Source organism: Shewanella sp. M-Br, from assembly GCF_036245925.1.
GTDB classification, from domain to species: domain Bacteria; phylum Pseudomonadota; class Gammaproteobacteria; order Enterobacterales; family Shewanellaceae; genus Shewanella; species Shewanella oncorhynchi.
In genome coordinates, this window is sequence record NZ_BJBV01000056.1 from 1 (window position 1) to 1,200 (window position 1,200).

At 49.4% G+C, this 1,200-nt stretch carries 1 protein-coding gene; it reads right to left on the reverse strand.

The window, feature by feature from the left end:
• The coding region (locus AAA952_RS22270; RefSeq protein WP_338259699.1) for an RHS repeat domain-containing protein at nucleotides 1-1,200 on the reverse strand (1,200 nt) is incomplete at both ends.

A 1,200-nucleotide genomic window follows, 5' to 3' on the forward strand; every position in this document is an offset into this window, starting at 1 on the left:
TCCGGCTTCCCTTCAGTCAACCAATCTTCAAAGCTGCCCTCACCACCATTAGCCTTCCACATCCGATATTGTATGTCATCTTGTGGATTATCTGTACCCCAAGTTTCTCCATCAATCCCGACTGCGTGATAAATAATTTGATCACTATTTTTACTGTACTGAGTTCCATCAGGAGCGGTTATCTCCTCCAGTCCACCTCCGAGTCCAGGACTATAAACCAGTGCCGCCAGCCCCGTTAGCGCCGTGCCAGCCATAGGAAGTGCACGGGATAAAAGAGATTCGCCAACTGCATAAATAGAGTCATTCGCTGCAGTACCAACTGCAATACGACCCACAGTTGAAGCAACAGGCGTTGCAGGAGTAATAGGGACTGGGAGCGGCCGTGCCAACGCCGCCGCACCCGCTAACGCAGCCCCTTCTTTACAACTCAATCCCAACGGATCTATCCAGTTGATATGATTGGGTGCGTATTGGTAATGGTTCAAGCCCCCCAGTAGTCCAATGGGATCTTGGCTGATAAAACGGCCGGTTTGCGGATCATAGTAGCGGAAGTGGTTGTAGTGTAAGCCACTCTCCTCATCATAATATTGCCCCTGAAACCGCAGCGGATTGGCAATCACATTAACGCTGACTGTCGCTTGGCCCAATGCCGAGTAACTCGCCTGCCACACGAGATGATTGTGTTGGTCTAATAACGCGAACGGCGTGCCGAGTTGATCCAACTGATAGTAATACACTTCACCTTGCACAATGAGCGCGAAAGGTCTGTAGCTTTGACCACCATTCCCTGCGGGTTCGTACAAGTACCAAGTGAATCTATCTTGGCAGTGTTCGCCTATTAGCTGATTGCCATCCCACAAATAATCGATGCGGCCCGCAGCGGTGATTTTTGCGCTGCGCCGCCCTAAAGCATCGTATTCATAACGGGTCAGATTTTGGCCATTGTGTAGGCTTATCAGTTGATTAAACCCGTTAAATTCCCGTTGCTGCTGTTGCTTATGCCCTTTAATACCCAGCTGATTACCGCTGGCATCATATTGATAGTGGACCTGTGACTCAGCTAGCGAACGTTCGGGATAACGCGTTAATCTGTCCTGACTAACAACCACGCCCTCACCCACAGGATTACCGAAACTGTCCCAGCGATAAGCTTCATTTTGACTCGGTTCACTGTGATGACGCTTTTGAATTAATTGATCT